This window comes from Daejeonella sp., assembly GCF_044232565.1.
Lineage (GTDB): Bacteria > Bacteroidota > Bacteroidia > Sphingobacteriales > Sphingobacteriaceae > Daejeonella.
This window is the reverse complement of record NZ_JBIILQ010000006.1, coordinates 1-20,960: the sequence shown is the minus strand read 5'-3', so window position 1 is coordinate 20,960 and position 20,960 is coordinate 1. Positions and strand designations below refer to the sequence as shown.

Sequence of the window (20,960 nt, the reverse complement as noted above, 5' to 3'; positions counted from 1 at the left end):
GATTCTCCCGACATGGTTGGGAAGATACTTTAAAAAACACACAAACAATGGCTAGATACACAGGACCCAAGTCCAAAATTGCCCGTAGATTCAGAGAACCAATTTTTGGTCCTGATAAGGCATTAGAAAGAAAAAATTATCCTCCAGGGATGCATGGTACCTCAAGAAAAAGAGGTAAGCAATCAGAATTTGCTGTGCAGTTAATGGAAAAGCAAAAAGTAAAGTACACTTATGGTGTATTAGAGCGCTATTTCGAAAATCTTTTCCACAAAGCTTCTGCGAAAGAAGGTATTACTGGAGAAAACCTTTTGAAGTTTTTAGAGGCTCGTTTAGATAATACTGTTTATCGTTTAGGAATAGCTCCAACTCGTTCTGCTGCTCGTCAGCTTGTTGGCCATAAGCACATCACTGTAAATGGTGAAATTGTAAACATCGCTTCTTATTCTTTACGTTCTGGTGATGTGATTGCCGTTCGTGAACGTTCAAAAAGTCTTGAAGCAGTTTCGCATTCAGTTGCTGCTAGAACTATAAATAAATTTAGCTGGTTAGAGTGGGATGCAAATACCTTAACAGGTAAGTTTCTTAACCTGCCAAGTCGTGAAGAAATTCCTGAGAATATCAAGGAAAATCTAATCGTCGAATTGTACTCTAAGTAATAGAACTGGTCTTGTTCTTTTGGAGCATGGCCACTAGGAATTTACATTAACATTCATTAGCAAAATATTAAATGGCAATTTTAGCATTTCAGAAACCTGATAAAGTTATCATGCAGAAATCTACGGATTTCGATGGAACATTTGAATTCAGACCTTTAGAGCCTGGTTTTGGTGTAACTATTGGTAATGCATTACGCAGAATACTTTTATCTTCCCTGGAAGGTTTTGCAATTACTTCTGTTCGTTTTTCAGGAGTTTCTCACGAATTTTCAACAATTAAAGGTGTTGTAGAAGATGTAACTGAAATCATTCTTAGCTTAAAGCAGGTGCGTTTCAACAAAACTGGTGACTCTGGTGATAGCGAAAAGATTTTCGTAATTATCAATGGTCAGGATCAGTTTAAAGCTGGTGATATTTCGAAGTTTTCCAATAATTTTGAGGTTCTCAATTCAGACCTTGTGATTTGTAATATGGAGCCTTCAGTTACTTTGGAAATTGAACTTACCGTTAACAAAGGCAGAGGTTATGTTGCTGCTGAAGAAAACAAAAGCACTGACTCACCTCTAGGTGTAATTGCTATTGATTCTATCTACACTCCGATAAAGAATGTTAAATATTCTATTGAGAACTTCCGTGTAGAACAAAAAACAGATTACGAGAAACTTGTTCTTGATATCTCTACTGATGGTTCAATTCATCCTGAGGATGCTTTGAAAGAAGCTGCCAAGATTTTAATTCACCACTTTATGTTATTCTCTGATGAGAACATCATGCTTGAATCTCAGGCAAAAGAAGAAACTAAGGAAGTTGATGAGGAAATCTTACATATGCGTAAAATCCTTAAAATGGAATTAGTAGATCTTGATCTTTCTGTACGTGCATTAAACTGTTTAAAGGCAGCGGATATACGTTCATTAGCTGATCTTGTTTCTTATGATGTTGCTGATATGTTAAAATTCAGAAATTTTGGTAAGAAATCATTAACAGAGATACAAGACTTAGTGAAATCTAAAGGTTTATCTTTCGGTATGAACCTTTCAAAATTTAAATTAGACGAAGAATAAATAAGCGAAATGCATAATTCCCGATCCCGAAAGGTTGATCGACGGTATGCACGTGCATAATCAAACAAACAATGAGACACGGTAAAAAAGTAAACCATTTAAGTCGTACAGACAGTCATCGCCGCGCGATGCTTGCTAACATGGCTTCTTCGCTTATACTACACAAGCGCATTACAACTACACTTGCAAAAGCAAAAGCTTTGCGTGTTTATGTTGAACCAATTATTACAAGGTCGAAAGATGATACTACGCACTCTCGACGTACAGTATTTAGTTACTTACAAAACAAAGAAGTAGTTTCAATCTTGTACCGCGATATTGCAGCTAAAGTTGCTAATCGCCCAGGTGGTTATACCCGTATTCTTAAAATGGGAAATCGTTTAGGTGATAATGCTTCTATGGCATTAATCGAATTAGTTGATTATAACGAAATTTATACTTCAGGTGATGCAGTTGCTGAGAAGAAATCAACTCGTCGTCGTGGTTCAAAGGCTAAAAAAGCTGACGATACCCCAGCTGTTGCTGCTACTGTTGCTCCAAAAGCTGAAAAGGAAGAAATTGTAGAAGTTGCTCCTGCAGAGGAAATCCAGGTTGAAGAAAGTCCAGCTGTTGAAGCTACTGCTGATGAATCTGAGGCGCCTTCGGCAGAGGAAACTCCGTCTGATGAAGCTCCAACAGAAGAGAAAAAAGGAGAATAATTTTTCCCTGATCTAACGAAAGACCCGCTCAATGAGCGGGTCTTTTTTGTTTCTGGCTTATATTCTGCATTTTTTAATATTTGTTTCAACCTTAATTGCATATCACAATGTTAGTTACTCAATACTAGTTACTCAGTACTAACTAACCCAACTGCCAACCTGTCATTTTTAAAAGCACTCACTAGGAGTCAATTAAGAATAAAATACTGTCATTTATGGTCAAGACTTAATTGGCACAAGGCTTGATAAATAAAAAATAGTATTAATAATAAATTAAGAAGGATTAAAATATGGCAAAGATAATTGGTATCGACTTAGGAACTACAAATTCATGCGTATCGGTAATGGAGGGTAATGAGCCTGTAGTTATTCCAAACAGCGAAGGTAAAAGAACTACCCCTTCAATTGTAGCTTTTATAGACAATGGTGAACGTAAGGTAGGAGATCCGGCAAAACGTCAGGCAATCACTAACCCAACAAAAACTATTTCTTCAATCAAACGCTTCATGGGTAATGGTTTTGGAGAGGTTACAAATGAAATGACTCGTGTACCATACACAGTTGTTAAGGGTGATAATAATACCCCGCGTGTTAAGATAGATGATCGTTTATATACTCCTCAGGAGATTTCTGCAATGATTTTGCAGAAAATGAAGAAAACTGCTGAAGATTTTTTAGGTCATGAAGTAAATGAAGCAGTTATTACTGTTCCTGCTTACTTTAATGATGCGCAGCGTCAAGCAACTAAAGAAGCCGGTGAAATTGCTGGTCTAAAAGTTTCTCGTATTATCAATGAGCCTACAGCCGCTGCACTTGCATACGGTTTAGATAAAGCTCATAAGGATATGAAAATTGTGGTGTTCGACTGTGGTGGTGGTACGCATGATGTTTCTGTTCTTGAATTAGGTGATGGTGTATTTGAGGTTAAATCTACTGATGGTGATACTCACCTTGGTGGGGATGACTTTGATGCTGTAATCATCGATTGGATGGCAGATGAGTTTAAGAGTGATGAGGGTATTGACCTTCGTAAAGATCCAATGGCGCTTCAGCGTTTGAAAGAAGCTGCTGAAAAAGCTAAAATTGAATTGTCAAGTACCGCTCAAACTGAAATTAACCTTCCCTATATTTCTGCTGGCGACGGAATGCCGAAGCACTTGGTTAAATCATTAACCCGTGCCAAATTTGAGCAATTAGCTGATAGCTTAATTAAAAGAACTATTGAACCTTGTAAGAAAGCATTGAAGAATGCTGGTTTAAGTACTTCTGATATTGATGAGATTATCTTAGTTGGTGGTTCAACGCGTATCCCTGCTATCCAGGATGCTGTAAAAGCATTTTTTGGCAAAGAGCCTTCAAAAGGTGTAAATCCTGATGAGGTGGTTGCCATTGGTGCAGCTATTCAAGGTGGTGTTTTAACTGGTGAGGTTAAAGATGTATTATTACTTGACGTTACTCCGCTTTCATTGGGTATAGAAACAATGGGTGGTGTAATGACTAAATTGATCGAGGCAAATACTACTATTCCATCTAAAAAATCTGAAGTGTTTTCAACAGCATCTGATAATCAGCCATCTGTAGAGATTCATATTTTACAGGGTGAACGCCCGATGGCAAATCAGAACAGAACAATTGGTCGTTTCCACCTGGATGGTATTCCACCTTCACCACGTGGTATTCCGCAGATTGAAGTAACTTTTGATATTGATGCTAATGGTATTCTACACGTAGCTGCAAAAGATAAAGCAACTAATAAAGAGCAAAAAATCCGCATCGAAGCGTCTTCAGGTTTAACTGACGAGGAAATCAAGAGGATGAAAGATGAAGCTGAAGCAAATGCTGAAACTGATAAGGCAGCACGCGAAGAGGTTGAAAAATTAAATGCAGCTGACGCTTTGATTTTCTCAACTGAAAAGCAATTGAAAGAATATGGTGATAAATTGGCCGACGATAAAAAAGCTCCAATTGAAGAAGGTTTGAAAAAACTGAAAGATGCACATGAGGCAAAAGATTTCGCTGCAATAGATACCGCTCAGGCGGAACTTCAAGCAGCTTGGAACGTTGCTTCAGAAGACATGTACAAAGCGTCTCAGGATGCTGGACAGGGTGCAGGAGCAAGTGAAGGCGGACAACAGGCAGCAGCTGACGATACAGTTACTGATGTTGACTTTGAAGAAGTAAAAGAAGACGAAAAGAAGTAATTTTTTTAATCTAATAGTTGAAAGCCCATTCTTTTAGGAGAATGGGCTTTTTTAATGATTCAATAGTTCATGAAGGATTATTGATTTCAATGGAAATTATTAAATTGAAGAGGTAGAAAATTTGTTTCAAAAAAAAAGCCTCAGCATATTTTTCAATAACCTAAGGCTTTTAGAAAGAAAAAAATACTACCACAGTTTAGATGGGTAAACTCCTTCTGCAACCAGTTTATCAATATTTTCTTGTACAAAAGGCTTGTCTTCAGCATAAGTAACGCCAAACCATTGGTTTTGAGTAGGAATTACCTTAAAAGATGCTTGTTTGTTTTTGATGAGTTTTTCAGCAACTAAGGGAATGAAAAACTCTGATTTGGGGTTTTCAATATTTGCCAAGGCAAACTCTTTAAATAAGTCGGCTGTATAATCGAATACTTTAGGAGTGAAGCCCCAGAAATTCATAGAAACACGTGTATTAACATTCACAGGAAATTCGGTGTTGTTTTCCTCAAATACAATCGTCTTCTGCTCACTATTATCTGTCTTAAAAAATACTTTCGTGCGCTCTTGAATTTCAGTTAGATTACCATCTAAATCAACTTCACAAACTCCTCTAGATACAGATCCATGCTCCGAAAGAGTTTTATCAATCTGGTATCCAATCATTGAAAATTCTTGATCATTCACTTCATTGTTTAAGAAGTCGGCCATTTTTTGATAAGACTCACGGCCATAAAAATCATCTGCGTTAATGACACAAAAAGGTTCTTTTACAGCATCGCGTGCAGCAAGTACAGCATGTGCTGTGCCCCAAGGTTTTGCTCTTTCAATTTCAAAATCTATCCCAAAAGGTTTTATATCAAATGTTTGGAATACATAATCTGTTTCGATTTTTCCATTTAGTTTTGGCTCAAAAATGCCTTTAAAATTTTCTGCAAATTCTTCCTTTATCACAAAGATAACTTTGCCAAAGCCAGCCTTTATAGCATCGTAAATTGAATATTCGATGATTGTTTCACCATTTGGTCCAAATCCATCGGTTTGTTTCATGCTGCCATATCGGCTGGCCATTCCTGCTGCCAGGATTACTAAAGTTGGTTTCATTATTATTTTATTTTGAATTAAATATTTTGGTCCTATTTAAAATTTCTAATCGTTTAATTTTTAATTTATAAATTTTCAATTGCTCCTAAATTAATTTAGGGACAAAATTAGGCCTCGTACTACAATTGTTGTTCCAATTTTTTTGCAATCAAATAATTTACAATTTTTCAAATTTATTTTTCTGTTTTATTTATAAATATATATAATAATTAATAAATAAGAAATATATTAAATCTATGATATATAAACATTCTTTTTATTTAAATGTACTAAGGTTGTATCTATTTATTTTTTACATATTTTTCCAGCCAATTGTCCATTTCCCACATAGTATGTAAAATCGATTCTTTAGCACTGTATCTATGTGCCTCAAAGGGTAATAAAACCAGTCTGGAGTTAGTACCATGCCCTTTTAAAGCAGCAAAAAGTCGCTCACTCTGTAATGGGAATGTGTCTGCATTATTGTCCGCTTGTCCATGTATTAGTAATAAAGGACTCTTAATTTTGTTGGCATAGTTGAAAGGTGATATTTTATTATAAACGGTTGTAGCCTGCCAGAATGTGCGTTCTTCTGATTGAAAACCAAAAGGAGTGAGGCTACGATTATATGCCCCGCTTTGGGCGATTCCTGCAGCAAAGAGGTCGGTATGCGCCAATAAATTTGCCGTCATGAATGCTCCATAAGAATGGCCTCCAATAGCGATTTTATTTCTGTCGGCCACACCCATTTTTACTAATTGGTTAATGGCGGCCTCTGCATTGTATCTAATTTGCTCAATGAAGGTATCGTTTGGCTCCTTAATGCTCTCGCCAATAATTGGCATATCGGCATTATCTAGAATGGCATAACCACGGCTTACCCAATATAATGGTGATCCTGGGCTTAATATGCTAAATGTGTATGGAGAGCCCTTAACTTGTGCGGCCGCTTCCATAGTTTTAAATTCACGAGGATAGGCCCACATGAGTACTGGAAGTGGTGGGGCGCCAGTTTTAAAGTTTGCGGGTAAGTAAAGTGTTGCCCCCAATTTGATACCATCGAGTCGTTCATAGGAAATTTGCTTTTTCTGAACACCATTTAATTCGGGATATGGGTTAGGGAAATTTGTTATTTGCGAATAACTTAAATCTGATAAATTTATTTTGAAATAATTTTTCACCGTGTCTGCCGCTTCTCTACTGTTAATAATAAACTTGGTATTATTAAAATGAAGTGGACGCTCATAATAGGGTGCTGTTGATCTGAAAATGGTGTCGCGAATTTTCGTTTTAATATTAAATTTTAAGATGAAAGGTCGATCGCCATCTGCAGAGGCGCCATCGCTAATACTAAAAATCGCTATATTATCTGGGTCGCTTAGTCGTTTAAGTGCATTAAATTCGGTTAACAAAACATTTCTGTTAAATTCATTTTTCTTGGTGAGTAATTCCCCTGGATCTTGATAAGCATCTTCAAAATAGCGATCGAATAGGTTAATTCTGAAATTTTCATCGCTAGGTTTAATAAATACCCGTCTTTCAGTCCTTGTTTTCCACCATCTTTCAGTAATAATTGCCAGTTTGTCATCACTCCATAAAATAGAATGAAAACGGAAATAACAATCTGCGAGTTTTAATGGATTTTGGTTAAATGGTGCTGCTTGTGTATAAATGATGTCGCGAATACTAGCTTGCTGTGCCGGATTTCCATTGTCGAGTGCTTCAATCCAGTAAAGAGTCGCTCCTTTATCTGCTCGCCAAGCAAATTCTCTAGGTCCTTTTGGCACTGCATCAAACCCTAAAGGGATATTTTCAGCTAAAGGTGCTTCAAATAACTTCTTCACTAACTTTTCTTTTTTGTCGTAAAGTGCAGTGGTAAAAGGAAATAAGCCAATTGGTACGGTATAGGAATAAGGACGCTGGATATTAGCAAGAAGTAGATAATCTCCATCTGGCGAGAAGTCTATGGAGCGGACAATTTGTGGTTGAAGGAAATTGCTGCTTTCTCCATTCAAATTGATTGTTTTTAATTGTGAGGTAAAAAAGTGCTCGAATATTTTCTCATCGAATGGATTTTTCAATAGATCTTGATAGGTCCGTGAGGGTGTCGATTGTTTCGTATTTTCCTGAATAAGTGGCCCCGATGGTATTTTTTCGGGTTCAGCTAGATTCCTCAATTCATTTATAACAAATTGCGCTAAAATTGCCTTTCCATCAGGCTTCCAAATAAAACTCTTGCCATAGCATCGATTGATATGCTCTTTGCCTAAACGTTTTGCTTCCTGTGTTTTTAAATCGATCATCCACAATTCAATCCCAGTTTTAGCGGTGTGGCAGAATGCGATTTTGCTTTCGTCTGGCGACCATGTTAAATCGGAAAGCTTTAGTCCAAGGGGCAAGCCGCTAAAGCCATATTCTGCACCATTGCTAGTTGATTTTAATCTAATGCCAGTATAAAATATCGCTCTACTTGGGCCATTAGTTATTGGGTCGATGCGCAATCCGGCGAGTCCATATTCAAATGAGGAAAGTTCAGTGATTGATGGGAGTTCTTGAGGATTTAATAAGAGCATCCATTGACCATCAGAGCTGAGAATAACCTCTTCATTAATAGGAGCTTCCAATAAATTTATTAATGCTTGTGGGGGTTTTTGATATGCATTATTTTCTTGTGCCAAACTTGCCGTAATGCAGAAAAAACTAGAGAGCAGGAATCCAATAGATTGTTTAAACATGCTATTTATTGATATGTTATTCAAAATCAAGCTTATATAAATTAGGGTGCTGCTTTTTAATGGCAGCACCCTAAAGAGCGTATTTATTTTTTTATGAGTTTAAGAATTGCATTTAGCCCATAAAAGAATAAGTGGATTATTTTACGGATCTAAAATCCTGGTCAACCTTAATTGTTAATAGCGATTCATAAATTAGACGGATTACATTATCAACATCCTCTTTATGGATCATTTCAACAGTTGTGTGCATGTAACGTAAGGGTAGGGATATTAATGCAGAAACCACTCCATCATTAGAGTAGGCAAATGCGTCGGTATCTGTACCTGTTGATCTTGATGATGCCTGGCGCTGGAAAGGAATGTTGTTTTCTTCTGCAGCTTTAATGAGTAATTTATTTAGATTAGTTTGTACTGCAGGAGCATAAGAAACTACAGGACCCTTACCGCAGGCTAGATCACCTTGAGTGATTTTGCTTATCATTGGTGTTTGGGTATCGTGTGTAACATCCGTTACAATTGCAATGTTTGGTTTAATTCGATGCGCAATCATCTCAGCACCTCGAAGTCCGATTTCTTCCTGCACTGAATTTACGATGTATAATCCGAATGGTAGTTTTTTCTTATTTTCTGAGAGTAGGCGTGCAACTTCAGCAATCATAAATCCACCTGCACGGTTATCAAGTGCGCGACCCACATAGTAGCGATCATTCAGGACCATAAATTCATCCTCATAGGTAATGACACAGCCTACGTGAATACCAAGCTTTTCAACTTCCTCGCTGCTTGTACAACCACAATCCAAAAAAATATTTTTCATTGTTGGTGCTTCTTCCTTCTCACCACTACGTGTGTGTATTGCAGGCCATCCAAAAACAGCTTTTACAATCCCTTTATCGGTATGTATATTCACACGCTTTGAAGGAGCAATTTGATGATCAGAGCCCCCATTTCTGATGACATAGATTAGTCCGTCCTTTGTAATGTAATTCACAAACCATGAAATTTCATCGGCATGTGCTTCAATAACTACCTTAAATTTCGCTTTTGGATTAATTACAGCTACTGCAGTGCCATAATTATCTACCATGTGCTCATCTGTGTAAGGTTTAATATAATCGAGCCACAAGCGCTGCCCTTCCCATTCAAAGCCTGTTGGCGATGCGTTATTGATGTATTTTTCAAAGAATGCCAGTGATTTTTTAGTGACTACCGGAATGTGCTTCTTTTCTTTATTTTTTGCCATTTTCTTATTTGTTTTTTAAAATTTTCTCCATAATCACAAAATCGAGACCATCTTTATGGAAGGAATGGTCGGTTTCAACAAAGCCAAATTTACTATAAAAACCTGAAGCATTTTTTCGTGCATTGCACCAAATCCGTTCAAAGCCCTCGTCTGTGGATGTTTTAAGCAAATAGTTTAATAATTCGCTGCCATAGCCTTTACCTTGATATGGCTCAAGGGTAGCAAATTTTCGAAATTGTATTGAGTTTTCACTTTTGAAAATTGAAAGTACGCTTATTAATATATCTTGATCAAATAACCCCAAATGCATGCCATAATCATCTTCCGCTAGCCTGATTTTATCTAGGGGCTGTTTGGGGTATAAAACATCACGGCGTATGCGCCAGGTTAACTCGGGACTTATTTGTTCGATGTGTGCCATGTCCGATATTTAAAGTGGAATATTACCATGCTTCTTTTTAGGATTGTTTACCACCTTGTTTTCAAGCATTTTAAAGGCTTTAATTAATTTTTTTCTTGTCTGGGATGGCTCAATTACCTCATCTATAAATCCTCTTTCAGCTGCTCGATAAGGGTTAGCAAAAATATCGGAATATTCCTTTTCCTTCTCAATCCAGCGTGCATTGGGATTATCAGAGGCAGCAATTTCCTTTTTAAAAATAATTTCTGCAGCACCTTTAGCACCCATCACAGCAATTTCTGCACTTGGCCAAGCATAATTCATGTCGGCGCCAATGTGTTTGGAATTCATTACATCGTAGGCACCACCATAGGCTTTTCTGGTAATCACAGTAATTCGTGGTACCGTAGCCTCACAGAAGGCGTATAAAAGTTTGGCTCCATTGGTGATGATCGCATTCCATTCCTGATCTGTACCTGGAAGGAAGCCTGGAACATCTTCTAAAACGAGCAAGGGGATGTTAAAACTATCGCAAAACCGAACAAAACGAGCCCCTTTAACTGAAGAGTTTATATCGAGTACACCTGCTAAAAATGCTGGTTGATTAGCCACAATGCCGATGCTTCTACCTGCCAGCCTGGCAAAACCTACCACAATATTTTCTGCGAAATCTTTATGAACTTCTAGAAAAGAATCCTCATCAGCAATTTCTGTTATAGCTTCTCGAATATCATATGGCTGTGAATTGTTTTCCGGGATGAGGTCATTTAGTTTTAATCTTTCCTCATTAGCTGGCTCATATGCTATTGCAGGGGTATTTTCCTCGCAATTTTGAGGCATGTAGCTGAGTAGTTTTTTAATGTGATTAATAGCATCAATTTCATTGCTGCACGCAAAATGTGTGACTCCCGATTTAGTAGAATGTGTGGACGCACCACCCAGTTCTTCGGAGCTTACTATTTCATGTGTGACTGTTTTAACTACATTAGGTCCGGTGACAAACATATAGGATGTGTTTTCAACCATGAGCACAAAGTCAGTAATGGCAGGCGAATAAACTGCTCCACCGGCACAAGGGCCCATGATGGCCGATAACTGTGGTACAACACCTGAAGCCATTGTGTTTTTGTAAAATATATCGGCATAACCCCCTAAAGAAACTACACCTTCTTGTATTCGCGCACCACCAGAATCATTTAATCCAATAACTGGAGCACCATTTTTAAGTGCAAGGTCCATTATTTTGCAGATTTTTTCGGCATGTGTTTCAGAGAGAGAGCCTCCAAAAACTGTGAAATCCTGAGAAAAAACATAGACAAGGCGGCCATTGATCGTTCCATAACCAGTAACCACACCGTCGCCAGGGTAGCGTTCTTTCTCCATGCCAAAATCGGTTGAGCGATGCATAACCAGCATACCAATTTCTTCAAATGAGCCTTCATCTAATAAAAAATGGAGGCGCTCTCTGGCAGTGAGCTTTCCCTTTTTATGCTGACTTTCCATTCTGGATTTTCCACCACCAAGAAGTGCCTCTTCTTGCTTTTTCCTTAAAATTTCTATTTTATCGTTCAAAATACGCAGGTTTATTTATTTGGTCATGGGGGTTAAAATTACTAAAAAATGAATAAAGGAATCATACAAACCGATTGTTTTCCTTTGTTTACATAGCTGTGATTTAATATATAGGAAACAGCGTTCATTTGCTTCATAATTTATTGAGAGTAAATTACAAATTGTTTTAATAATGCTAAATTTGTCTGACATAATTTAATGAGTGTGAGAATATTTTTTTTTATATGGTTTACACTTTTTTCCCTAAGTGTTTTCGGACAAGATGAAAGGGATGAGAAGGCAATGATTGCTGACTTTACAGGTGTGCATTTTAGGTCGCCAGATACCTCGTTTTATATAAATTTTCGGTTTAGAATGCAGAATAGGCTGGGGGTAAATACCAAATCAGGTAATGATCTGAGTTTTAATGAATACGATGCGCGTGTCCGCCGATTACGTATGAGGGTTGACGGATTTATTATGAATCCTAAATTAACATACAGCATTCAGCTGGCATTTACACGCGGTGATCAGGATGTAGATAATACAGGTATTGCAAATGTTGTACGCGATGCAGTGATATTTTATCACTTTACTCCCAAGTTCTATATTGGATTTGGGCAGAATAAGTTGCCGGGTAATAGGCAGCGTGTAAATTCATCAGGCCAGCTGCAGTTTGCCGATCGTTCCATAGTAAATGGAGCGATGACAATTGATCGAGATTTTGGTTTAAAGGCCTATTACCACAATAAAATCGGTGAAATGGATTATTATTTGAAAGGGGCAGTTTCTACAGGAGAAGGAAGAAGTGTAAACTCCACAGATGATGGCCTTGCATATACTGGGAGAGTAGAACTTTTGCCACTGGGTGAATTTACGGGAGGAGGTGATTATTCTGAAGGTGATCTTGAGCGTGAGCCTAAACCAAAAATTTCTATTGCTGCAGGATACAGCATGAATAAAAAAACTAATAGGACAGGGGGGCAACTTGGTAAAGAGCTTTATCGACCTGTTGATATGGGCACATGGATGTTAGATGCGATTGGAAAATACAAAGGTTGGGCATATTCTGTAGAATATTTAAAGAGGCACGTAGATAATCCATTAACATACAATGATTTAGGTGTTTTAGTATATGCATTTACAGGAGATGGTATCAATCATCAATTTTCTTATGTTTTTCCAAGTAATTTGGAGCTAGCCATGCGTTATTCTCGGTTAAGCCCATCAGTTAAACTTGCCGCTTATGAATCGCAAAAAAATATTTTTGAGCTCGGAACAACAAAATATTTTAGTAAGCATCGAGTTAAAATGCAGTTAAATGTGAATTATATGGCCGTTGATGGCAATTATACCTTTGCCCATAAAGGAAATCGCTGGGGACTACTAACTCAGTTTGAGCTAGGAATTTAAATATTAGTTGACTTAATTACTGGAAATGAAAAATTAGGTTCGGTTTCTGGCCCGAAAAGGAGATATTTTTCGTAAATTCGCGTAATTAAAGATTTTATTGTTCGGTTTGTAAACTTAGATGAAGAAAGAGTTAGTGCGATTGTTGTTCAGTTTTATATTTCTAATCATTTTCTCAGTGAAGATGGTTATTTCTATCGCACCCCTAATTGCAATCCATCTGGATAGTAAAATCATGAATTCAGTGATCATGCAACTTGAAATCGAAACTAATTCTTCAAAAGCTGCAGATCAAGTCAAAGATTCTTTAAATAAGGGCGAGTATTTAATTGGTTCAAACAAATTTAATTTTGAAGAACCGCATCAGATAATGAATAGTATTCAATATGTTCTTTTGCAGTATGCTCACAAAGAATTATTCTACCCAAGAATCCCTAGTCCGCCACCCAACTGCTAAAACTCCGGATTTATTCCAACACTATTTTCCTCGAATTTTAAAAGAGCAAGGATTGTTTACACAATCCTCAGTTCTTTATTGTGAATAATGAGTAAGCAATAGCTACATTTTTTCTTTAGGAAGCTTTTTATAATTAATCCAATTTTTATACTATTCTAGTTTATCACAAATCTTACCTATTCATAATATGACTAATAATTCAAATAAAAATACCTTTTTTGACATTTCTAAGTACTTTAATAGTACTAATTTAAAGAAAGATCTTCCTGCTAGTATCGTCGTATTTCTAGTTGCTTTGCCTTTATGTTTAGGTATTGCTTTAGCGTCAGGAGCACCACTTTTTGCTGGTGTTTTAACCGGAATAATAGGAGGAATTGTTGTTTCAGCAATTAGTGGATCGCAATTAAGTGTTAGCGGACCAGCTGCGGGTTTAACGGTTATTGTTTTTGGTGCAATTGCTTCTTTAGGATCATACGAAACATTTTTACTTGCAGTGGTTCTGGCAGGGCTAATACAAATCATCTTCGGATTCTTAAAGGCTGGAATAATTGCCAATTATTTCCCTTCATCGGTTATTGAGGGAATGCTAGCGGCGATTGGTATTATTCTGATTTTGAAGCAATTGCCACATGCAGTAGGATTTGACTCAGATTTTGAAGGAGATGAAAGCTTTTTTCAAGCGGATCATGAAAACACTTTCACTGCAATTGCAGCGGCCTCAAATATGATTAGTTATGGTGCGGTTATTATAAGTGTTCTTTCACTTTTAATTATGATTTATTGGCCAAAAATTAAAAAAATGAGTGCCATTCCTGCACCAGTTCTTGTTGTTGCATTGGGTATTATTTTAACTATTCTGTTTCAAAATACGGGTCTTGCATTAAGTCAGGCACAATTAGTAAATATACCAGTTGTGAATTCATTCTCTGAGTTTACTAGCCTATTTTCATTCCCTGATTTCTCTCAAATAAATAATCAGGCGGTGTGGACTGTTGCATTTACCATTGCCATTGTGGCGAGTATTGAAACGCTTTTGAGCATTGAAGCTGTTGATAAAATCGATTCACTTAAACGAGTTTCGCCCACTAATAGAGAATTGTTGGCACAGGGACTAGGTAATATGACTAGTGGTATGTTGGGTGGTTTACCTATGACTTCGGTAATTGTAAGATCGTCGGTGAATGTGAATTCTGGAGGTCGGACAAAAATGAGTGCCATTTATCATGGCTTTTGGCTGCTTTTATCCTTGTTATTTATCCCTGTTTTATTAAATAAAATTCCTTTGGCTTGTTTAGCAGCTATTCTATTAATCACAGGATATAAACTCGCAAATATTTCTTTATTTAAGAAAATGTGGAAAAATGGTAAGGATCAGTTTATTCCATTCGTGGTTACTGTTCTTGCAATTGTGTTTACCGATTTACTTAAGGGTGTGGCCATAGGGATGCTAGTTGGCGTATTTTATATTTTGAGAACAAATTTGCGTAATCCTTACTTCTTTAAGTTTGAAGAAAATGGAGGGAAAGAGGTAATTCGAATTAAACTCGCTCAGGAAGTATCATTCCTCAATAAAGCCGCAATTCAGTATACGCTAATAAATTTACCTTCCGAATCTGATGTGATTATTGATGGAACTGATTCCATGTACATTGATCGCGATGTATTGGAGATTATTCACAATTTTAAGCATAATGCATTTTCGAAAGGTACCATTGTACAAATTTTAAATATCCGTGATAGCTATGAGGTGCCTAGTCTAAAAGAATTAGTTTATAAATCGAGAAAAAATAATTAACTATGTTATCTAAAAAAACAAATAAATCAAAGGTTCCTAATATGTCAGCTGAGAATAGTGAAAAGCAAAAGCGTGCCTATGAAGAATTACTTCAAGGTAATCGTGATTGGGTAAAGAAGGAAACAGAAAAGGATCCTGATTATTTCAATAAATTGGCCATGGGGCAGGATCCTGATGTGCTTTGGATTGGATGTTCTGATAGTAGGGTTCCTGCAAATGAGGTAACAAATACTAAACCAGGGCAGGTATTTGTGCATCGGAATATTGCCAATATGTGTGTTCATTCAGATATGAATATGTTAAGTGTTCTCGATTATGCGGTTAATGTATTAAAAGTAAAGCATGTAATCGTTTCAGGGCATTACGGTTGCGGTGGTATCGCAGCGGCGCTTAGTAATACTCAATTTGGTTTGATAGATAATTGGCTTCGTCACATAAAGGATGTTTATCGCTTGCATAGCAATGAGCTTGACCGGATTATGGATGATAAGCTAAAAGTTAATCGTCTTGTAGAATTGAATGTGATTGAGCAGGTTTATAATTTATGTAAAACCACAATTGTTCAAAATGCTTGGCGTGAGCGTGAAGATTTGGAGATTCATGGATGGGTAATTGACCTTAGCTCCGGACTAGTCAAAGATTTACAAGTAACTGCAAAATCAAGTAATAACCTCGGCGAAATATTTAAGTTGGATGAGTCTAAGGTTTCCTAATGATAAAAGAGCTAAGTCCTAAGATTTAGCTCCTTTATTGGTTGTCAGTTGATAGTTGTCCGTTATCAGGCTTGCGACTTCTGCGAGATTGAATTATATGGTTATTTTCAATCAAAAAAATCACAGTTCTAACATTTTCGGTTGATAACAGATAAGCCTTTTTAAATAGGGCTTTTCTGTCAACTGACAACTAATAACGGCCAACCCCCTCTCTACTCTTTCTCCAAAAACGGATATTTATAATCTTTCGGTGGATCAAAAGTTTCTTTGATTGTTCTTGGTGAAACCCATCTTAAAAGATTGATCATTGAACCTGCTTTATCATTGGTTCCTGATCCTCTTGCTCCTCCAAAAGGTTGCTGTCCAACAACTGCACCTGTACATTTATCATTGATATAAAAGTTTCCAGCAGAATTTCTTAAAGCATGAGTAGCTGTAGCCAAAGCATAACGGTCTTGGGCTAATACTGCTCCCGTAAGGGCATAAATGGAGGTGCTATCAATAATTTCAAGGGTCTTCTCGAAATCCTTATCCTCATAAACAAAAATGGTAAGCACCGGTCCGAATAATTCTTCACACATGGTTACATATTTCGGATCTTTAGTAAGAATAACGGTTGGCTCGATAAAATATCCTTTGGATTTATCGTAATTACCTCCAGCAAGAATTTCAAGATTCTTGTCGTTTTTTGCGCGGTCGATATATCCGCTAAGCTTATCGAACGATTTCTCATCAATTACAGCATTTACAAAATTTCCGAAATCTTCAGTAGGCCCCATTTTAATGCTAGCAAGGTCGCGAACAAGTAAATCTTTTATTGCAGGCCAAACAGATGCTGCAATGTAAACTCTCGATGCAGCAGAGCATTTTTGACCTTGATACTCGAAAGCGCCACGTAAAATTGCAGTACTTGAAGCTTGTACATCTGCTGAGCCGTGGACTAAAATAAAGTCTTTTCCACCGGTTTCTCCAACAATGCGTGGATAGGTTTTGTATTTATGAATATTATTGCCAATTGTTTTCCAGATGTCTTGAAATACTGCGGTAGAGCCCGTGAAGTGAATTCCCGCAAAATCAGGGTGATTGAAAATGACTTCACCAGCATCTGGACCAGAAACATAGACCAAATTGATTACACCATCTGGCAAACCTGCTTCACGGAAAATTTCCATCAAAACATTGGCCGAATAGATTTGAGTATTGGAAGGTTTCCATACTACAACATTACCCATCATGGCTGCTGAAGTAGGTAAATTTCCCGCAATGGCAGTAAAATTGAATGGGGTTAATGCAAATACAAATCCCTCAAGCGCTCTCTGCTCCAATCTGTTCCAGTTCCCTCGAGGTGATACTGGAGGTTGTTGCTGATAAATTTCAGTCATGTATTTCACATTGAAACGCAGGAAATCAATTAACTCACATGCGGCATCAATTTCCGCCTGAAATGCATTTTTTGACTGCCCCAACATGGTGGCGGCATTCAGTTTATATCGATACGGTCCAGCAATTAAGTCTGCCGCTTTTAAGAAAATAGCAGCACGTTGCTCCCAAGCCAAATTCTCCCAAGCACTTTTTGCCTTCAAAGCTGCTTTGATAGCTTCAGAAACATGTTCTTTTGTGCCTTGGCTATATGATCCCAACAAATGCTGGTGATCGTGAGGTGGGTAAATATTGACTTTTTTATCGGTTCTAATCTCTTTCCCATCAATATACATGGGTATGTCGATTGTTTTGGAACGAGCATCAGCAAGTGCTTCCTTTAATAAAGTTCTTTCCTTACTTCCTGGAGCATAATTTAAAATTGTCTCATTTACAGGTTGTGGTACGTTGAAAAATCCTTTTAACATAATTGTTGTTCTTAATTGCGGCAAAGATAAGGCTTTGATTGTAATCTGCGGATTGATTTCCTTTAAAAAATAAACCGACCCGATTATTGCATATTAATAAATGAACCGTTAATTAAACATCTTCTTGTTTGAAATCAGGTTTTAACATGATAGTTCTCATTATTCGGCAGGAGAGCGTTGTTGATCTTTGTAACAACGGAATTTATTTACCTTTTAATTTAAGATTATGAGTACAAATGTAATGGAGGCAGTAAAAGTTACTGAAAACACAGCGGTAATGAAAGGCTTGGTTTATCAGGGACCGGGCGAAAAGAAGTGGATGGATGTTCTAAAACCCAAGGTCTTAGTCCCAACAGATGCGGTTGTTAAAGTATTAAAAACGACTATCTGCGGAACGGATCTTCATATTCTGAAGGGAGATGTTCCGGCAGTCACTAAAGGAAGGATTTTAGGGCATGAAGGTGTTGGTATTATTGAAGAAATAGGAACTGCCGTGAATAACTTCAAAAAGGGTGATCATGTTTTGATCTCTTGCATCACTTCTTGCGGTAAATGTGAATATTGTAAAAAGCAGATGTATTCGCACTGCGAAGATGGTGGTTGGATATTAGGTCACTTAATTGATGGAACCCAGGCTGGATTTGTAAGAATTCCTCATGCCGATAATAGTCTTTATAAAATACCGTCCGGAGCTAATGAAGAAGCGATGGTTATGCTTAGTGATATTTTACCCACTGGCCATGAGATCGGTGTAATTAATGGTGCTGTAAAGCCTGGAGATACGATTGCCATCATTGGTGCTGGTCCGATAGGTATGTCGGCTTTACTTACCGCACAGTTTTATTCGCCATCAAAGATCATTATGGTTGATATGGATGAAAATCGACTTAAAGTAGCTAAAACTTTTGGTGCTACCCATACAATCAATCCAACCAAAGATGATGTTGCCAAAGTAATTGCAAAAGAAACGAAAGATGGTGTAGATGTAGCCATAGAAGCAGTGGGTATTCCACAAACCTTCGGTATTTGTCAGGAAATTATCCGGCCCGGAGGTCATATTGCCAATGTTGGTGTGCATGGTAAAAGCGTGGATTTGCAGCTTCAAAAATTATGGATACAGAATATTACTATAACCACCGGACTTGTAAACACGAATACTACGCCAATGTTGTTAAAAACAGTACAGAGTAATGGTATTCAGCCTGAAAAATTGATTACCCATCGATTCAAGTTTGATCAAATTATGGAAGCTTATGAGGTCTTTGGAAATGCAGCCAGGGAGAAAGCTATCAAGGTTATTATTGGAGATTAAGGATTAATGATCTGCAATCATTAATCCTTAAAATAATTTGTATCCCTAAAAATCAAAAATGTAATTTTTGATTTTTAGGGATAATTTAAAAATGGTCTTAATCTATATATCTTTCCATTCCTTCGGAAGGCTTCCATCCAGATTTAGGTTCATAATAGTTCCATAATAATTTCGAAAGATTTCTTATAAGCTGGTAACCCTCATTGTCTGGGGTCCAACTTTCATCTTTTTGATTTTTCGTAGCAATGCAAAACACATAGTCGCCATGCGGGGCATTTACGAGTACCACTTCTGAGCGTGAGCGATTTACAGCACCTTGTTTTGAAGCAGCCTGAACAAACGGTGGTATTTGTGAAAGAGCTTCCGCATCCCAATAAATCCGGATCATATTTCTGTACATACGTTCACTTGCTGCCGGACTAACCGCTTGGCCGTTTCTGATTTTTGTGAGTAGGAGGGCCATTTCCCGCGGACTAGCTTGTCCCCAGCCATAGCGTTTTTGAAAAGCTTCTCTCCCGGGAGTCCTTGAATTGATGCGAATGTGCTCAAATCCATTGTCGCTAAGCCATTGATTTATATTCGCACCACCCACCAGTTTTTGAAGCCATAAGCTTCCAGTATTGTCACTTGTGGTGATGCTTAGCATCTGAACCTTGCTTAATTGAATTTTTTCACCATCTTTAAATGAACCTAGAATATCTTCTCCGGCATAAAGAAGGCTATCGCGATAAATCAGATTTTGGTGATAATTTAATTCTTTCTTTTCGATTTTATCAAAAACTCCACACATAATTGGAATTTTTATCATACTTGCAGTAGGAAAAATGGTATCCGCATTGATTGCTGCAATTTTTCCTGTTTTCAAATTTTGGACAAAAATTCCTACATCTCCATTAAAGCCATGAACGAGTTTTTGCAGCTTCTCAGTAAGTTTTTTATCAGCTTTTGTTTGTGCAGATGCATTCCAAATCGTTAGAAAAAGCATGCTAAATAATATAATTGACTTTCTTATCATGATCATTAATTTAATTATTCAAACATCAATAAATATAAGCGTGAAATCAAATATGTATTTTTGTTAAAATTTGAATGAATGAAATTACTTCGGCTGCTCTTATTTCCATTTTCAATTCTTTATGGAATTGGGGTTTTGCTTCGCAATTTGGCCTATGATTTCGGACTGTTAAAGTCAATTAGGTTTCAACTGCCAGTTATTTCTGTAGGTAATCTCGCCGTTGGGGGTTCTGGAAAAAGTCCTATGACGGAGTATCTTATTAATCTTTTAAAGTGGAATTTCACTTTGGCAATGGTAAGTAGAGGTTATGGTAGAAAAACGACAGGTTTTCGCTTTGTAGACGAAAATGATACTGTAGAAAAATCGGGCGATGAGCCGCTCCAAATCAAGCGCAAGTTTGAAGGGATTACCGTAGTTGTTTGTGAAAGTAGGGTAGAGGCAATTGAGCAAATTGAATGGGAAAATGACCTCATTATTTTGGATGATGCTTTTCAACATCGCGCAGTGAATCCGGGATTAAGTATTTTGCTGTTTGAATATTCTTCCTTTCAGAAATTTCAGTTTTTATTGCCTGCAGGTAATTTGCGAGAACCTATGTTGCAAAAGAAAAGAGCAGATATAGTTGTGGTAACTAAGTGTCCTCAAACTCTTGATGAGCCTCAAAGGCAGAACATTGCAAGCACATTGAATCTTAATGTTAATCAATCTTTGTTTTTTTCATATTTAAAATACGGTAAACTTAAATCTGTTTATGAAGATCGCATTTCAAGGCCAATGAACTCATTA

General features: G+C 37.2%; 17 protein-coding genes. 10 read left to right on the top strand and 7 right to left on the bottom strand.

Going from position 1 to position 20,960, the window contains the following annotated elements; all coding sequences use genetic code 11:
• Positions 1 to 47 precede the first annotated feature (47 nt).
• The 4 genes from rpsD to dnaK all read left to right on the top strand — a co-directional run bounded on the left by rpsD (position 48) and on the right by dnaK (position 4,619).
• Positions 48 to 656, top strand: coding sequence for a 30S ribosomal protein S4 (gene rpsD, locus ACILQF_RS00955; protein WP_395625539.1), 609 nt, complete (start codon positions 48 to 50; stop codon positions 654 to 656).
• A gap of 71 nt (positions 657 to 727) precedes the next feature.
• Positions 728 to 1,720: a DNA-directed RNA polymerase subunit alpha gene (locus ACILQF_RS00950; RefSeq protein ID WP_395625538.1), complete on the top strand. Its 993-nt coding sequence runs from the start codon at positions 728 to 730 to the stop codon at positions 1,718 to 1,720.
• A gap of 71 nt (positions 1,721 to 1,791) precedes the next feature.
• Positions 1,792 to 2,418: a 50S ribosomal protein L17 gene (gene rplQ, locus ACILQF_RS00945; protein WP_395625537.1), complete on the top strand. Its 627-nt coding sequence runs from the start codon at positions 1,792 to 1,794 to the stop codon at positions 2,416 to 2,418.
• 290 nt (positions 2,419 to 2,708) lie between these two features.
• Positions 2,709 to 4,619 carry a molecular chaperone DnaK gene (gene dnaK, locus ACILQF_RS00940; RefSeq protein ID WP_395625536.1) on the top strand — a complete coding sequence of 637 codons (1,911 nt, stop codon included), beginning with the start codon at positions 2,709 to 2,711 and terminating at the stop codon, positions 4,617 to 4,619.
• A 186-nt stretch (positions 4,620 to 4,805) separates the two neighbouring features.
• Here the strand turns inward: dnaK and ACILQF_RS00935 are convergent, their stop codons facing one another.
• From ACILQF_RS00935 to ACILQF_RS00915, 5 genes are all read right to left on the bottom strand, one after another.
• Positions 4,806 to 5,717, bottom strand: coding sequence for an NDP-sugar synthase (locus ACILQF_RS00935; protein WP_395625535.1), 912 nt, complete (start codon positions 5,715 to 5,717; stop codon positions 4,806 to 4,808).
• Positions 5,718 to 5,998: 281 nt separating this feature from the next.
• Complete coding sequence (locus tag ACILQF_RS00930) at positions 5,999 to 8,431, bottom strand: prolyl oligopeptidase family serine peptidase (protein ID WP_395625534.1); 2,433 nt, start codon at positions 8,429 to 8,431, stop codon at positions 5,999 to 6,001.
• 136 nt (positions 8,432 to 8,567) lie between these two features.
• Positions 8,568 to 9,674: a M42 family metallopeptidase gene (locus tag ACILQF_RS00925; protein WP_395625533.1), complete on the bottom strand. Its 1,107-nt coding sequence runs from the start codon at positions 9,672 to 9,674 to the stop codon at positions 8,568 to 8,570.
• Positions 9,675 to 9,678: 4 nt separating this feature from the next.
• Complete coding sequence (locus ACILQF_RS00920; protein ID WP_395625532.1) at positions 9,679 to 10,095, bottom strand: GNAT family N-acetyltransferase; 417 nt, start codon at positions 10,093 to 10,095, stop codon at positions 9,679 to 9,681.
• A gap of 9 nt (positions 10,096 to 10,104) precedes the next feature.
• Positions 10,105 to 11,646, bottom strand: a complete 1,542-nt coding sequence (locus ACILQF_RS00915) for an acyl-CoA carboxylase subunit beta (RefSeq protein WP_395625531.1) — start codon at positions 11,644 to 11,646, stop codon at positions 10,105 to 10,107.
• Positions 11,647 to 11,850: 204 nt separating this feature from the next.
• Here ACILQF_RS00915 and ACILQF_RS00910 point away from each other — a divergent pair, with 204 nt between their 5' ends.
• From ACILQF_RS00910 to can, 4 genes are all read left to right on the top strand, one after another.
• Positions 11,851 to 13,038 carry a porin gene (locus ACILQF_RS00910; RefSeq protein ID WP_395625530.1) on the top strand — a complete coding sequence of 396 codons (1,188 nt, stop codon included), beginning with the start codon at positions 11,851 to 11,853 and terminating at the stop codon, positions 13,036 to 13,038.
• A 118-nt stretch (positions 13,039 to 13,156) separates the two neighbouring features.
• On the top strand, positions 13,157 to 13,492 hold the full coding sequence (locus ACILQF_RS00905) for a hypothetical protein (protein WP_395625529.1): 336 nt from the start codon (positions 13,157 to 13,159) through the stop codon (positions 13,490 to 13,492).
• A gap of 187 nt (positions 13,493 to 13,679) precedes the next feature.
• Complete coding sequence (locus ACILQF_RS00900; protein WP_395625528.1) at positions 13,680 to 15,287, top strand: SulP family inorganic anion transporter; 1,608 nt, start codon at positions 13,680 to 13,682, stop codon at positions 15,285 to 15,287.
• 41 nt (positions 15,288 to 15,328) lie between these two features.
• Positions 15,329 to 16,000 carry a carbonate dehydratase gene (can, locus tag ACILQF_RS00895; RefSeq protein ID WP_395625545.1) on the top strand — a complete coding sequence of 224 codons (672 nt, stop codon included), beginning with the start codon at positions 15,329 to 15,331 and terminating at the stop codon, positions 15,998 to 16,000.
• Positions 16,001 to 16,212: 212 nt separating this feature from the next.
• Here the strand turns inward: can and pruA are convergent, their stop codons facing one another.
• Positions 16,213 to 17,847: an L-glutamate gamma-semialdehyde dehydrogenase gene (gene pruA, locus ACILQF_RS00890; protein ID WP_395625527.1), complete on the bottom strand. Its 1,635-nt coding sequence runs from the start codon at positions 17,845 to 17,847 to the stop codon at positions 16,213 to 16,215.
• Between the two features lie 226 nt (positions 17,848 to 18,073).
• Here pruA and ACILQF_RS00885 point away from each other — a divergent pair, with 226 nt between their 5' ends.
• Complete coding sequence (locus ACILQF_RS00885) at positions 18,074 to 19,159, top strand: zinc-dependent alcohol dehydrogenase family protein (protein ID WP_395625526.1); 1,086 nt, start codon at positions 18,074 to 18,076, stop codon at positions 19,157 to 19,159.
• 97 nt (positions 19,160 to 19,256) lie between these two features.
• Here ACILQF_RS00885 and ACILQF_RS00880 read toward each other — a convergent pair whose 3' ends face one another.
• Positions 19,257 to 20,174, bottom strand: coding sequence for a serine hydrolase (locus tag ACILQF_RS00880; RefSeq protein ID WP_395625525.1), 918 nt, complete (start codon positions 20,172 to 20,174; stop codon positions 19,257 to 19,259).
• A 78-nt stretch (positions 20,175 to 20,252) separates the two neighbouring features.
• Here ACILQF_RS00880 and lpxK point away from each other — a divergent pair.
• The coding region (lpxK, locus tag ACILQF_RS00875; RefSeq protein WP_395625524.1) for a tetraacyldisaccharide 4'-kinase at positions 20,253 to 20,960 on the top strand (708 nt) is incomplete at its 3' end.

Bases quoted from the DNA above. Each gene is read 5' to 3' on its own strand.
- rpsD (WP_395625539.1), top strand. From the start codon at position 48: ATGGCTAGATACACAGGACCCAAGTCCAAAATTGCCCGTAGATTCAGA.
- ACILQF_RS00950 (WP_395625538.1), top strand. From the start codon at position 728: ATGGCAATTTTAGCATTTCAGAAACCTGATAAAGTTATCATGCAGAAA.
- rplQ (WP_395625537.1), top strand. From the start codon at position 1,792: ATGAGACACGGTAAAAAAGTAAACCATTTAAGTCGTACAGACAGTCAT.
- dnaK (WP_395625536.1), top strand. From the start codon at position 2,709: ATGGCAAAGATAATTGGTATCGACTTAGGAACTACAAATTCATGCGTA.
- ACILQF_RS00935 (WP_395625535.1), bottom strand. From the start codon at position 5,717: ATGAAACCAACTTTAGTAATCCTGGCAGCAGGAATGGCCAGCCGATAT.
- ACILQF_RS00930 (WP_395625534.1), bottom strand. From the start codon at position 8,431: ATGTTTAAACAATCTATTGGATTCCTGCTCTCTAGTTTTTTCTGCATT.
- ACILQF_RS00925 (WP_395625533.1), bottom strand. From the start codon at position 9,674: ATGGCAAAAAATAAAGAAAAGAAGCACATTCCGGTAGTCACTAAAAAA.
- ACILQF_RS00920 (WP_395625532.1), bottom strand. From the start codon at position 10,095: ATGGCACACATCGAACAAATAAGTCCCGAGTTAACCTGGCGCATACGC.
- ACILQF_RS00905 (WP_395625529.1), top strand. From the start codon at position 13,157: ATGAAGAAAGAGTTAGTGCGATTGTTGTTCAGTTTTATATTTCTAATC.
- ACILQF_RS00900 (WP_395625528.1), top strand. From the start codon at position 13,680: ATGACTAATAATTCAAATAAAAATACCTTTTTTGACATTTCTAAGTAC.
- can (WP_395625545.1), top strand. From the start codon at position 15,329: ATGTCAGCTGAGAATAGTGAAAAGCAAAAGCGTGCCTATGAAGAATTA.
- pruA (WP_395625527.1), bottom strand. From the start codon at position 17,847: ATGTTAAAAGGATTTTTCAACGTACCACAACCTGTAAATGAGACAATT.
- ACILQF_RS00885 (WP_395625526.1), top strand. From the start codon at position 18,074: ATGAGTACAAATGTAATGGAGGCAGTAAAAGTTACTGAAAACACAGCG.
- ACILQF_RS00880 (WP_395625525.1), bottom strand. From the start codon at position 20,174: ATGATAAGAAAGTCAATTATATTATTTAGCATGCTTTTTCTAACGATT.